General features: G+C 47.7%; 13 protein-coding genes. 2 read left to right on the top strand and 11 right to left on the bottom strand.

Annotation, left to right across the window (positions count from 1 at the left end; all coding sequences use genetic code 11):
• Positions 1-33: 33 nt before the first annotated feature.
• Positions 34-411, bottom strand: a complete 378-nt coding sequence (locus AB4111_RS04665; protein ID WP_253434023.1) for a DivIVA domain-containing protein — start codon at positions 409-411, stop codon at positions 34-36.
• A gap of 202 nt (positions 412-613) precedes the next feature.
• On the opposite strand from AB4111_RS04665, the gene AB4111_RS04670 reads away from it, so the two are divergent.
• Entirely contained in the window at positions 614-1,180 is a 567-nt protein-coding gene (locus tag AB4111_RS04670) for a TraR/DksA C4-type zinc finger protein (protein ID WP_253434019.1), read from the top strand.
• 215 nt (positions 1,181-1,395) lie between these two features.
• Here the strand turns inward: AB4111_RS04670 and AB4111_RS04675 are convergent, their stop codons facing one another.
• The 7 genes from AB4111_RS04675 to AB4111_RS04705 form a co-directional block, all read right to left on the bottom strand.
• Positions 1,396-2,094, bottom strand: a complete 699-nt coding sequence (locus AB4111_RS04675) for an ArsR/SmtB family transcription factor (RefSeq protein ID WP_442030672.1) — start codon at positions 2,092-2,094, stop codon at positions 1,396-1,398.
• Positions 2,095-2,228: 134 nt separating this feature from the next.
• Complete coding sequence (locus AB4111_RS04680) at positions 2,229-3,512, bottom strand: MFS transporter (protein WP_442030673.1); 1,284 nt, start codon at positions 3,510-3,512, stop codon at positions 2,229-2,231.
• Between the two features lie 249 nt (positions 3,513-3,761).
• Complete coding sequence (locus tag AB4111_RS04685; protein WP_253434011.1) at positions 3,762-4,037, bottom strand: barstar family protein; 276 nt, start codon at positions 4,035-4,037, stop codon at positions 3,762-3,764.
• Positions 4,038-4,051: 14 nt separating this feature from the next.
• Positions 4,052-4,492, bottom strand: a complete 441-nt coding sequence (locus AB4111_RS04690; protein WP_253434009.1) for a ribonuclease — start codon at positions 4,490-4,492, stop codon at positions 4,052-4,054.
• 264 nt (positions 4,493-4,756) lie between these two features.
• Positions 4,757-5,764, bottom strand: coding sequence for a Gfo/Idh/MocA family protein (locus AB4111_RS04695; protein WP_442030674.1), 1,008 nt, complete (start codon positions 5,762-5,764; stop codon positions 4,757-4,759).
• 2 nt (positions 5,765-5,766) lie between these two features.
• Complete coding sequence (locus AB4111_RS04700; RefSeq protein ID WP_036609188.1) at positions 5,767-6,141, bottom strand: helix-turn-helix transcriptional regulator; 375 nt, start codon at positions 6,139-6,141, stop codon at positions 5,767-5,769.
• Between the two features lie 499 nt (positions 6,142-6,640).
• Positions 6,641-7,789: an acyltransferase gene (locus tag AB4111_RS04705; protein ID WP_442030675.1), complete on the bottom strand. Its 1,149-nt coding sequence runs from the start codon at positions 7,787-7,789 to the stop codon at positions 6,641-6,643.
• Positions 7,790-7,852: 63 nt separating this feature from the next.
• Here AB4111_RS04705 and AB4111_RS04710 point away from each other — a divergent pair, with 63 nt between their 5' ends.
• Complete coding sequence (locus AB4111_RS04710; protein ID WP_442030676.1) at positions 7,853-8,254, top strand: YidH family protein; 402 nt, start codon at positions 7,853-7,855, stop codon at positions 8,252-8,254.
• A 172-nt stretch (positions 8,255-8,426) separates the two neighbouring features.
• Here the strand turns inward: AB4111_RS04710 and AB4111_RS04715 are convergent, their stop codons facing one another.
• From AB4111_RS04715 to AB4111_RS04725, 3 genes are all read right to left on the bottom strand, one after another.
• Positions 8,427-9,029, bottom strand: coding sequence for a general stress protein (locus AB4111_RS04715; protein WP_421888676.1), 603 nt, complete (start codon positions 9,027-9,029; stop codon positions 8,427-8,429).
• A 592-nt stretch (positions 9,030-9,621) separates the two neighbouring features.
• Positions 9,622-12,141, bottom strand: a complete 2,520-nt coding sequence (gene hrpB, locus AB4111_RS04720) for an ATP-dependent helicase HrpB (protein ID WP_442030677.1) — start codon at positions 12,139-12,141, stop codon at positions 9,622-9,624.
• Between the two features lie 139 nt (positions 12,142-12,280).
• Complete coding sequence (locus tag AB4111_RS04725; protein ID WP_253433993.1) at positions 12,281-13,087, bottom strand: SDR family oxidoreductase; 807 nt, start codon at positions 13,085-13,087, stop codon at positions 12,281-12,283.
• Between the last annotated feature and the right edge of the window lie 90 nt (positions 13,088-13,177).

The following is a 13,177-nucleotide window of genomic DNA, read 5'->3' on the forward strand; positions in this document are numbered from 1 at the left end:
CCTTTATTTAATATAATCCTAGTCATGCTGGTTTTATTCAGAGAACAGATCCTTCTCGGGACGTGCCCTGATCTTGAGTTGTCGCACACTATATTCCAGTTGTTTCACAATATCATCCAGCTGTTTGCGATCAATCTTGGTTGGATCTTCCACCGGTTTCGCGGACGACTTGAGATCTCGAATCGTTAACTGCTGTTCTTGCCATTTGTCCATCAGATCTGCAATATTGGCATAAAAACGTTCGTAATCTTTGATGACCAAGTCAAGATAAGCATCTACCTCATCCGGATCATAACCACGAAGTTTATAATTGAATTGTTTTTCATGAATCGATAACGCATCTAGCTGCACTCCCAATTGTTTGAACAATTGTTTCTGTTTATCCAATCTTCGTTTCATATGTTCATCCATATTGACAACCTCCATTATAAGCCAAGCCGTGGTCCCTTTACCCAGTGAAGAACATGCGGCATTTTCTCTCTCTATTTTTTATAACACATAATTCGTCAGATATAAAACGCTACGGCCCTATTCCTCACAAAAATGATTGCTTTTCATGCAATTCGGGTAAAGACTCACTACACCCCACAACGGGAAAAGGAGCGTGTTTTATATGAGTACATTAACCAAAGATCAACACCAAGAACTGAAAAAGGCCCTTTTGGAGCAGCGTGAAAACTTGCAGCGTCATTTTGAATCCAGCATGGAAGACGGTGCTCCGGCTCAGTCGCTGAAAGATTCAACCGGTGAGCTGTCCTCCTATGATAATCATCCGGCAGATGCTGGTACGGAAACATTTGAACGTAGCCGTGATCTGGCGATCGACGATACATTAACAGACGAATTCAATCAAGTGAACGACGCATTGGAACGTATGGAGCAAGGTACATACGGAACCTGTGTAACGTGCGGAAAAGATATTCCCTTCGAACGACTTGAAGCTATCCCATATACCGCCTACTGTATTGATGACACGCCTAATCGGGAGATCAGCAATGATCGGCCCGTAGAAGAAGAAGTGATGACCATGCCCCCGAGTGGTGCTGGCGAAGGAAGACAGCAGAACGCCGGCAAGTTCGACAACGCAGATGCTTGGGAAGCGGTCGAAGAATACGGTACTTCCAATTCACCCGCAACCGCTGCCAAACGTGATGTAAAAGACTATGATGAGAACATGTAATGTGATATTGAACTGAAACGGTTATGCGTCTTCATTGAAATTCATGTTGGAATTAATGCAATACAATGCACAACACACGACCGTTATTCCCTCTTATCACGCATTAAAAAGCCGCCTATGGCGGCTTTTTCTTGTTATCTCCAACATGTCTAGCACATAAGCCTTTTACTTGTATTCAAGTTATAGTTAACACTGAACACATGTATGCCGTCCGTTTATTCTTCTGATTCAAGATCAGATGATGCAGATTCCTGCCGCTTAGAAACAGATCGAGATCGAGACTTTTTCGGAGTTGATTCGCCCGTACCAGACGTAGCTTTCTTTTTCTCTTTTGCATCTGTCTTAGAAGCAGGTATTTTCACTATAGGTTTAGAGAGGGCAGAGAATAACTGAAAGACCTCATCTTCCCCTCGGTGATTCTCTTTCGTTGTATAGGGTTCACAGAGTTTTATAATGTTCTTATATAATTCCTCTACCTCGTCTCGAGTAGCATACAACGTGATGTCCGAGAGAAACATCCGATCTTCGTTTTCCGCCTGATGCATGAACCGCTGACGACTCTGTTCGAACATCTCATTTAATAATTTGAGTGTTTCAGACCGAAACACCTGTTTCAGTGGTGAGTTTTCATTGTCTTCATCTTCATGACGAAGATGGATTTCTCCGGAGTATGGTTCGTAGTATTTTGCGATAATGCCATTAATCTCACGCGTGGAAACGATCGTCAGCAGACCAATTTTCTCCAGCTTTTTTACATGATAGTGCACTTTGGCTGGCACCTCACCCATCTGGTCGGCGATTTCTTTGACAGTGGATGGTCTGCCCTGCCTGTTAAACATATTCATAATCTGTATCCGATACGGATCGGAGTAGATTTTAATTTCTTCAATGGTTGAAAGAACCTTGTGCTCCATTCCTGTATCCTCATTTCCGGGGTACCTGTTGTCCATCAATAACTCTATTATACCGCTGCGTCAGGGCTTCGGTCAAAACGAGTCGGAAATGACTTGATACAGAAAATCGGCCAATGGTCGCTTCTGAATGTACCTCATAGAGCACTCCGAAAACTTTTGCTAAATAACAGCATACCTGCTGACATGGCAAGCATAATACCGAAAACGATAAACAGAACAGGCATGCTCATCCAATCTGCAAGTGCTCCCGAAACCAGGCTTCCAAGTGGTGCGACACTCACGACGAGCATACTCTGAAGAGCATACACTCTGCCTAGCATCTCGGAAGGGGTAACCTCCATCAGATACGTAGCCAGAGGGGTCGTAGCCAGTGGTATACCCATTCCCATCAGAAGACAAAAGACTGCTGCAACAGGCAGTTGAAAGGACGTCATATAAGCCGGGAGTGCCGTCATGGCATAACTGAGACCCAACATAACAACACCGCTGATGACCAGAACACTTTTACGATAATTGGCACCCCTTTGCGCCATCCACACCCCACCAAGCACCATGCCTCCTACCATCAGCCCACTGAGCAGACTTAATCCCCCGGCACCAGCATGCAACGTTTCAATGACATAGGGCGTACGAAGAACATTGAACGGCATCAGGCAGAAATTAACGAAGGCAAACAACATGGAGACGATCAACAATAAGGCATGTTTACGGAGAAAATAAAAAGCTTCCGCCATTTCGGAGAATATACTACGTTTATCGGATGGAACAGAATTCAATTCAGATAATGTTTTATTTTCATTGTTAGCAGAATATTCAGGATATCCAACTCGGCTCATCATTAAAGCACTTAGCGCAAACAAACCCGCATCAATCAGGATCGTCCAGGCAATGCCTATTGAAGCAATGAGTGCACCAGCTACTGCAAGTCCTGCGAGTTCGGCCACTCGGGTTGCGGAAGAAGACATGGCATTACCCGAAAGCAGCATCGATGGGGGAAGCAGTCTCGGCACACTGGACACTTCGGCAGGAATAGTGAAGCACTCCAGCAAAGAATTCAGAATGGTAATGACAAACAGATGCCAGACTTCAAGTTGACCCAATCCAAACAGCAGCGCTGTAATACCTACGAACAACCCCCGGCCGGTATTCGTAATCACGATTACTCTTTTGAGAGACATGCGATCTACTAAAGCCCCGGCGAACAGACCCAGAAAGATACTCGGCAAAAAATTCACTGCCAGCAAAGTACCCATCAGCACTTTTGAACCGGTCAGAATGTACACCATCCAGCTGTATGCAATCGAATCAATGGAATCACCAAATCGGGATACAACTTTACTGAGCATAAACTGCATATAAGGCCTGATTCGTATTAATTCCCCTATACCTTGCTTACCAACGGCTGTGCTATCATTCATGACTTTCCACTCCCTAACGTTAAAATATTTTTCATGTTAATTTTATTTTAACGTAACTTATGCAGAAATCAATACCTTCGTGAAAATAATTTTAACGTTAAGTAAGACTCGTTACTTTTTCTTAATCTCCTTCTAATGTTTTCGCAATCAACACAAGAAATTTATGACACCTCCTAAACCACAAAAAAAGCAGACCACATGTGGTCTGCTCGGCTGGATTGAATGTATTTAAACTGCCTTTATTTGCTGCTACTTCTCAACACGCAATATAAATCCAGGCTGTTCCGCCTGTACCTCCAACATCAAATCGCGTACCCGTCCTGCTTCATTCCCCAGTCGGTCTTCGCTGATTCCGTAGTTGGTCCATTTTAGCTCTAGTGGAAGTTCAATCGTGCCCGTCAAGCAGTCCCACAGAGCGTCGAGATTACCGCCATAAAAATCCGGCAGCTTCAGCTTATCCTTTAATTGCTGATGAAGTTCAGCGCTACTGGCAAAGTCTTCTCCATCCAGAATCACGGTGTTCATGACTGCTCCTTCCTCTATTTCATGCGTGTAAATGATGCATAGTGATCTGTCGTTTTGTAAATGAGTCCATCATTGGAGTACACAATCCGATCCGAATTACGGAAGCCAGAAGTATAGTTAATATCTGCTTCGCGCCATGTACGTCCGCTGGCCGAAGGCAGAAGCCCCTCCCGATTGCCAAATATGTCTCCTCCGATGCTTTTCCCAGGAGCCACTACAGCCAAGTTTCCTTGTGACGCTACCCAGCCGAGTCCTGTGGCCTGTGATTTGGTAATAAAGTTACATGGCAACGTTCCGTTTGCACTCAAATAGTTAGCCACACCGGTAAATGTATTGATGATAGTACATGTTGCAGCAGATGCTTTCTGCTGTGGGGCTGGGGTGAACTGTGAACCTGTGAAGAAAACGAACGTTAACAAGAATGCCAGTAAAGCGGTCGATATCAACTTTTTCATCAATCCGGCCTCCCAATCCTTCAAAGTAGATGAACGTTGTCACGATATACGTACTGTAAGCTGTAACTGTCTAGTTGTACGTTCTGCTAGATTATAGTAAACAAGTCATCTCATGACTATTTATATCACATCAATTTGGTAGAAATATCAAATTAGAATGTTTAAATTGTAAAATATTATAATTATAACATTTTGAGACAGAAAACAGACTCTCATCCCTGAAGATGGAGTCTGTAGTTTCTAGTATGTTTAAAAGGACCTGACCTAATCAATCAACTGTACACGTTGACGCGTTCTAGCTGATTCCAGGCACGCATCAATAACGCGCATGTTTTGAATGGTATTTTCCGGACTGAAAGGTAGGGCTGCTCCATCAAGCACAGCCGTTGCAAACGTCTCCACCTGAAGCACATAGGAATTCGACACCGATACACGCTCCTCACGGCTAACCGAATCTGTGTGTACAATAATCTGAGGTGGAATATCGCTGTTCTCCCAGCCAAACACTTTTGGCAGTTCAATCCGCCCCTCTGTCCCGAGAATCTCCATCTCCGCTCGTCCTGAAGCCCACATGCCACAGTCAAAAGTCAAAGCGACCGAATTCGGAAATTCTACCAGACCCGAAGCCATCATATCCACGCCATCATGCTCCTCCGAGAATAGAGCGTGTACGGTCACCGCTTCCGGTTCCTGACCCAGATACATCCGGGCAGCCGAGATCGGATATACGCCAAGATCAAATAATGATCCGCCACCCATCTCTCGTTTGAACCTCACATTTTCCTTATCATCAGCGGTATTACAGGTAAAGTTGCCATGGATCGCTCTGACGGTGCCAATCTCCCCGCTGGCTATAATCTCTTGCACACGTCTGTGTTTGGGATGATATCGATACATTATCGCTTCTGCAAAAAGAACGCCATGCTGCTCACACGCCTCAATCATTTCTGCCGATTCATCTGCATTCAGGGCAGCTGGTTTCTCACACAACACGTGTTTGCCAGCCTGTGCCGCTTTGATGGTCCATTCTTTGTGCATATGGTTAGGCAAAGGAATATAGACGGCTTCAATGTCCGGATCGGCGATGAGCTCTTCATAACTGCCATACGATCTGGCAATGCCGAGTTCTTCGGCAAGGGATTCCGCCTTTTCTTTGCTGCGGCTGGCAATCGCCAAAACCTCACCGCGTTCGGACTGCTGGATCGCCGGAATGACTGCATTTTTGGCAATGGTTGACGTACCGAGTACCCCCCACTGTAACTGTCTGTTCATGCTCATCTTCCTTTCGTACCGTAATTGTCCTCTTCTGCCTTGTGTAACATGCCGAGACAACGATCCAGATCCGTTTTGACCTGTTTCTTGTATAGCTCAGCCTTCTCCGCACCATCATCCGTGAAATGATATAGAACGATTTCCTGAAAATCGACCTTGGGATCATTGCCCTTCAGCTTCTTCGTGCGATAAAATACCCCCTGCTGTACCAATTCATGCAGTGCCCGATATACCTCGCTCTGGGGTGGAACATAACCGTAGTCTTTGAATTCCTGCTTCATCGCCTCCAGCATTTCGTAACCATATCCCCTGTGCTGTTCAACCATCGTAATTAGATACAGCTTGATAAATGCCCGCTGTGCAATCATAAAAGCCACGTTCATTCCCCTCCTGTCAGGACCTATATATCTAGTATTATAAAACTTATGTTCGGGTTCTGCCATCTTTCTCCGTATTACCTTCCTTTTATCCACCTTCAAAGGAGGCGAGCAAAAAATCGTGTGGATACGCGTTAACCTGATGGAAGCACGGGAAAAGGTTTTCTATTGTGAATTTTTCATGTATTGAAATTTTAATTTATACTCAAAAGTTTGTTTTATTTCAGAAACTCAACGATTCGTTCAATCGAATTTAATCATAAGACTGAGCAAAGGCTGTTACATCTGTACTCCTGAATCCTGTATCCTGCATACACGAATCCTGAGAGACCTGTATTAATGATTTCTGTGTTGCCTTTATTATTGAATCCTGTGTAGCCTGTATTACTGAGTTCTCTGTTGCCTTTATTACTGAATCCTGTATTTCTGTACCGGCATATACCCTGTACAATCGTGTGCAGCTACGAATCTGTTGTGAATTTTTCATATGTTGATGGATTCATTTGTTGTGGACAGTTTTTGGCACGGTTCCCACAATCCATTTCCCCCAGCTTACACGAGAGATGAGCCATGTCAGTACACAGGATAATGCAAGAGCGAGCAACCAGGTAATGATCATGCGAACGACAGGGTTCCAGCCCATCGCAACATAGAACAATTCATCCGGAATATAGCTGTACCGCAGCATCAACATATGCATCAGATAACCGCCATACGATACACCACCAATCCATCCGAGCAATCGTGTAGCCCTGAGATTATGCAGTTTCCCGGCCAACTGGTACATGACCATAATGGAAGCGATCAGAAAGAGTGCCATATCAGGGCGAATCAGACTGACTGTGTAAAATGTAATTTTGATTCCCTCCGGCTTCTGAAACTCCAGCATTAATAAATATGTAAACCGAAGTCCCAGAACGATAAACACCATCCAGTATACCCAGCGTAACCGATGAATCCATTCATTCCAGTGATGCACGGATAACCCCGCTGCTGCACCAAGCACAAAATAAATAAAGAAATAGAGGAAATTGCGGTCGGCATACGTTGTAAAAGCATCTGTCAGTACCGGGATATTCAGCCGTTCCATGAACTTGGCGATGTTTCTTAATTGATCCGCAAGCACAAGATACACCACGCCCGAAATGAGCAGAGCAATCAGACGCCCCTTGGCCTCATATCGGTTATATACATAACGAATTGCACGCAAGAAGAGCGGAAATAACAGATAAAACTGGATCAGCATAATAATGTACCAAAAGTGTGAAGTCGTTTTACCAGTAATCAACTTCAACCCTAGATCGGGGATATCATTCCATCCAAATCCGCTCCAGCCACGCGGTGCAAGTGTAAAATAAATGAGTGACCAAATCAGATAAGGCACGATGACGTCATTTACTCTTTTTCTCATGAACTGACCATAGTGCAGCTTGTCTCCCGTGTTATAAAACAGCACCATACCTGTTATGAATATGAATAAAGGAACTGCAAATTTGGAGAGCATCAGCAGTATAGCCAGTAACACGCCATCCTCCAGTCTCGTTTCCGGGACTATAGAGTAATGTGCGATGGAATGCTGGAGAACCACTGCGGCAAAGGCGATTCCCCTTAAACTCTCTATTTCTGTAATTCGTTCTTTGCGAGGCATACATTCAGCCGTCCTTTCTTGGTTTTGCAATAAAAACAAAGTACAATGAAGCCGTATAACTTAATGAGCGGGGTGATTCACATTTCTAGAACAGACCAAGACGTAACCACTACCGATTCAAAATATGTCCAACAGCACCTGGCTAACGAGCGAACTTTTCTGGCCTGGGTACGCACCGGTATTGCCATGGCAGGCATCGGCTTTCTTGCAGCCGGATTCGGCTTCAATTCCTCGGCGTACGATCGTCTTGCACATATTGCCGCCATTATTAGCGGGATCACATCTCTGTTTGGCGGTATATCCATCATTGTGTATTCGGCAGCAGCCTATCATCGAAAGCGTACACAAATCAATGAACAAACCTTTCAGGCGTCGACCGGATTAATTCGTTTTCTCACGATAATGCTACTGGTGATTGGACTCGCTTTGGCTGTACTGCTCTATGTATTGTTATTCCCTGTCTGACTGCGTAAAAACACCACCCGCCATTATTGACTCAAACATGCAACACAGGGACAAAAGCCGGCATCCCATAAGGAAACCGGCTAATGACCATCTTGGTGGATCATATATGTCATTCCATTTTACAGATATAAAGTCATTAGATTCTATTTCATATCAACCGAATGTGGCAAGATTACAAGAATGTATTGTTACCCAATCGCGCTGCCTTGGTTTGGGCTTCCAATCTGCGTTCTTCCATATCCAGATCCGGTCGTTCAGCAGGTACATCTGTACCATGAACTTGAGCTCTATCCCGATTAAGTTGGCTATTACTGCTAAACACATCGTACACATCAGTGTCTCGGTCGGTAGAGTCTACAAGCAGCAAAATTTTTCCATTCTGTACATACTCCTCATACTGTTTAGCATCCTCTTCCGGAATACCTAGACCTACCAGGCCACCCACCAATCCGCCAGCTCCTGCACCCACAGCTGCACCGGTAAATGCTGCTGCAATGGGGCCTGCGGCCAAAATAGGACCTATGCCGGGTATAGCCAATGCACCGATACCTGCGAGCAGTCCGGCTACGCCACCAAGTACACCACCTGTTGCTGCACCCGCAGCCACACCTTCAGGGGCTTTTGTACCTGTCTCTTCCCGAATCGCCTTCAATTCATCCCGATCTTGCGTAACAACGGAGATCTCGTCTGAAGTGAATCCTTGTGCTTTCAGACCCTCGATAGCCTGCGATGCTTCACGTTCTGTATTAAACACACCTACGATTTTCTTCTGCATAGTGAATTCCTCCTCATCTTATTGAGTGGTTCGCTATGTTATTACCCGCCTAAGTTTCTTTCAAACGCTTGCACGTCAATATAGTATGTGTTGATAGCAATGAATTGCTGGTTATTCAACTATAGCGTGTTTTCAGATTCCTTAGATTGCTGCGGGCGTTTCAAATCACTGAATAAGACGTCACAGATTCATTAGCGCTCCGCTCCATGTTGTTTGGCTCCACGCACGTCCATTTATGCTCCGGCTTTCGGCAGGGTTGAAGTTACGCTCTGAGGCGTGCCTTCAAACCTCTAAAGAAGCAGATTTCACTGAATTTTCATTCCATGCCGGAAGTTTGCCGTAAGCGAACCGAGGCACGCCAAGCGAAAATGACGCAGCAGTCGAAAATGCAAAGTGACGTAGCAAGGGCGTAAAGGCAGTAAAATATGCACTTCAGCGAGTTTGGAGACACGTCCTGGTTAGAGGATAATTCTTGGAAGTAGAGAATGATTCGATCTGTTACAAAACAGACCGTTGTAAAGCGGATTCTAACCCTGATAACGCGCCCTTTGTGAACCTAATCATTGATTTTGAAAAAAACGAAATCATTCATCTATTTCCCCCGTGGTTTGGCCCGATTGGTGGCCACTGCTTCAAGTGGATTATCCGGCCAGTAATGCTTCGGATAACGTCCTTTCAGATCTTTTTTGACGTCAAAGTAGGTCTCACGCCAGAAATTGGCCAAATCTCGTGTGACCTGTACAGGTCGCTGAGCCGGCGATAACAGGTGGATGGTCACTGGGACTCGCCCACCAGCTATACGCGGTGTCTCCTGTTGTCCAAACATCTCCTGTAATCTCACCGCTAGAGCAGGAGCCTCGGGACGGCTGTAGTCCACGGGAATACGCGATCCACTGGGTACCTGTATATGCGTCGGAGCTTCATCGTCCAGTTCTTGTCGTTGCGCCCAGCTCAGACCTCCAAGCAGTACATCTTGCATCGACAATCTCTTGAGGTCGGCTGCCGATCGCATGCCTGTCAGATAAGGGGTAAGATGTTCTGCCAACTCTTCGGTCAGATCATCTTCGATCAGGTCAGGCCACTCAGATAGATGGATATGCAGGAACCGCAGCCTGTCCGCAAGTTGTCTGGACGTTTTGGTCCATGGCAGACAATCCAGCCCCTCCATCCGTATTCCGGCTAACAGTGCTTCAAGCACCTGATCTTCAGGTGGTTGTGTAATACTGCTCTCTTTCATCACAAGGGCTCCAATACGAAGTCTCTTATGTGCTCGCACGCTGCGGGTATTGGAATCCCAGGCCACTTGCACTTCATGGTGCAGCAGGTGCTGACCTGCCTGTAACAATGTCTGCTCCTGCAACGGCGCAGCCAGCAGGATGCGCGCATCTGCGCCCTGGTCGTCTGCCTCGGCTGCGACCAGATACGCTGAACGGCTCAGCGATTCTGTCGCTGCGAGCCGTACGCCGCGGCCGCTGCTCAGCAGATAGCGGCCGTCCTCCCGGCGTTGCCCGATCCGGTCCGGATAGGCGAAGGACAGCAGCAATCCGCAGCTGTCTTCATCCGGCTGCACCGGATCGGCCGCCGGGTCGAGCGCCGAGCGCAGCTGGCGGCTCTCCTGGAGCATGCGCCGCACGGCCGCGCCGTCTGCGACAGCCGCTGCCGCTTGCGGCATACCGCTGCTGTCCGCGGTCAGCAGCGCCTCTACGCGCGGGCGCATGTCCGTGCCCGCGCCTGCACTGCCACTGCTGCGGAGGCCAGCAGGCTCCTGCAGCAGTGCCGCCAGCATGCTGGCGTAGCTGGCCAGCCCAAGCTCCGCCGCGCGGAGCAACATGCTGGCCAGTCGCGGATGCACGCCGAGCGTGTTCATCCACCGCCCGAAGGGCGTGATGCGGCCTGCGTCATCCAGGCCGCCCAGCTGGCGCAGCAGCGCCTGTGCCTGGCCGTAGGCGGCGTCAGGCGGGGTGTCCAGCCATTGCAGCTCTGCTGGGGACTGGACACCCCAGACGGCAAGCTCCAGCGCCAGCGGCGCAAGGTCCGCGGAGGTGATCTCCGGGCGAGCTGCCTCAGGCAGTCCCCCATGAACCTCCTCGCTCCACAGCCGGTAACACACCCCCGGGGCAATTCGCCCCGCACGACCCCGCCGTTGATCGGCTGACGCCTTGGACACCGGCAGGGTGACAAGCCGGCTCATGCCCGTACGCGGCGAGAATGCCGATGCTCGGCTCAGCCCTGCATCCACCACAATCTTCACTCCAGTGAGGGTGAGGCTGGATTCCGCAATCGAGGTGGACAACACCACTTTCCGCCAGCCCTCAGCCGCCGGACGTATAACCTCATCCTGTTGTTCCACGGGCATGCTGCCATAAAGGGAATGCACGTTCACATGTGCAGGCAGCGAAGCATTCCATAACTCCCGTTCTGTACGATGTATCTCTTTTGCGCCAGGAAGAAAAACAAGCACGTCCCCCTCCTGTTCGGCTAACGCCCTCTTCACCATCTGAGCCGTGAACTGTTCCAGTGGCATGGCTGCTGGTCTTGGCACATATCGTGTTTCCACCGGAAACGTACGTCCCGGACAATGAATGGATCTTGTACCTTCGCCAAGCAATGAACAGACAGGATCTGGATCAAGGGTCGCCGACATCACCAGCAATTTCAGATCTGGACGTAACATCGCTCGGGATTCCAATGCCAGAGCCAAACCCAAATCCCCATGTAGGTGACGCTCATGGAATTCATCGAATATAATCATCGCTGTATCCTCAAGACCCTGGTCCTGCTGCAACATCCGGGTCAATACCCCTTCCGTCACAACTTCAATACGCGTCGCCTGACTCACCCGGGTATCCATGCGTACACGATATCCTACAGTCTGACCCGCCTTTTCCCCTAGCGTAGCCGCCAGTCTCGATGCAGCCGAACGCGCAGCCAGCCTTCGAGGTTCCAACATCATGATCTTCCGTCCCGCAACCCATGGCTCGTCCAGCAAAGCCAGCGGTACAACAGTTGTTTTTCCCGCCCCCGGCTCTGCAATTAACACACCTGTATCTTGATCCCGAAATAACTGTCTTAACTCAGGAATAACCTCTTGTATCGGTAACTCTATATGCATATAATCGCTCCTAATGAATGTACCCTATCGCTCTTCAGTATCTCTATTCGAATGTTAGCATTATAACAAAAAAAGCCGTTCCGGAGGAACGACTATCCCAGACACACTTACTTATCTAAAATTAATCCAGAATGCTCACTTAACTGAGCAATGACTCGGCACCATCAATGACGATCTCTGCTCCGGTAATATGTCTGGATTCGGACGATGCTAGGAAACTTACCAGATCGGCAACATGTTCCGGCTGACCCGGCCCGTCCGCAAGCGGCTGTTGTCCTTCCGGGAACTCCATCGGAATAATGATCTGTTGCAGATCATCCGTTTTGACCGTACTTTGATCGATATTCGTCGCAATCGCTCCTGGGCAGATCACGTTCACACGTATCTTGAACTTCGCCAGCTCAAGCGCAGCCATCTTGGCAAAAGCAACCTGCCCTGCCTTGGACGTGCTATAAGCTGACATACCAAAGCTTGAGAAGCGTTGATTACCGTTAATCGAACTCGTAATGATAATACTGCCGCCACCCCGTTTTTTCACGTGAGGCAATGCATATTTAATGGTGAAAAATGTACCGTTCAGGTTGGTTGTAATAATCTGCTGCCAATCTTCAACCTGAATCTCCTCAATGGGTGCCGATACACCGTTAATACCCGCATTGGCAAAAACGATATCCAAACCACCGAATAACTCAACGGTTTCCAGTACAGCCTTTTCCACACGTGCCGGGTCGGAAATGTCTACATCAAACGCTCTTGCCGCACCCGGGTGCTGCGCATTAATCTCTGCTTCCGTTTCCGAGATTCGATCATTCACCAGATCAAACAATGCAACATGTGCACCCTCTTTAGCCAGCTTAACCGCAGTAGCCTTCCCAATACCGGAGCCTGCTCCGGTAATAATCGCAACCTTGCCTTGAAACCGTGACTTGCCGTTATGTTGTGTCATTATCCATTCCACTCCTTCATTTTAGCAATTATGTAAGAATGTACGTTCAAGCTTTCATTAGCCAATTCTTCACAAGATTACCCAAAAAGA

This window comes from Paenibacillus sp. 2KB_22 (genome assembly GCF_052115745.1).
Lineage (GTDB): Bacteria > Bacillota > Bacilli > Paenibacillales > Paenibacillaceae > Paenibacillus.

Bases quoted from the DNA above. Each gene is read 5' to 3' on its own strand.
- AB4111_RS04705 (WP_442030675.1), bottom strand. From the start codon at position 7,789: ATGCCTCGCAAAGAACGAATTACAGAAATAGAGAGTTTAAGGGGAATC.
- AB4111_RS04695 (WP_442030674.1), bottom strand. From the start codon at position 5,764: ATGAACAGACAGTTACAGTGGGGGGTACTCGGTACGTCAACCATTGCC.
- AB4111_RS04680 (WP_442030673.1), bottom strand. From the start codon at position 3,512: ATGAATGATAGCACAGCCGTTGGTAAGCAAGGTATAGGGGAATTAATA.
- AB4111_RS04670 (WP_253434019.1), top strand. From the start codon at position 614: ATGAGTACATTAACCAAAGATCAACACCAAGAACTGAAAAAGGCCCTT.
- AB4111_RS04725 (WP_253433993.1), bottom strand. From the start codon at position 13,087: ATGACACAACATAACGGCAAGTCACGGTTTCAAGGCAAGGTTGCGATT.
- AB4111_RS04675 (WP_442030672.1), bottom strand. From the start codon at position 2,094: ATGGAGCACAAGGTTCTTTCAACCATTGAAGAAATTAAAATCTACTCC.
- AB4111_RS04715 (WP_421888676.1), bottom strand. From the start codon at position 9,029: ATGCAGAAGAAAATCGTAGGTGTGTTTAATACAGAACGTGAAGCATCG.
- AB4111_RS04710 (WP_442030676.1), top strand. From the start codon at position 7,853: ATGAGCGGGGTGATTCACATTTCTAGAACAGACCAAGACGTAACCACT.
- AB4111_RS04665 (WP_253434023.1), bottom strand. From the start codon at position 411: ATGGATGAACATATGAAACGAAGATTGGATAAACAGAAACAATTGTTC.
- hrpB (WP_442030677.1), bottom strand. From the start codon at position 12,141: ATGCATATAGAGTTACCGATACAAGAGGTTATTCCTGAGTTAAGACAG.
- AB4111_RS04685 (WP_253434011.1), bottom strand. From the start codon at position 4,037: ATGAACACCGTGATTCTGGATGGAGAAGACTTTGCCAGTAGCGCTGAA.
- AB4111_RS04690 (WP_253434009.1), bottom strand. From the start codon at position 4,492: ATGAAAAAGTTGATATCGACCGCTTTACTGGCATTCTTGTTAACGTTC.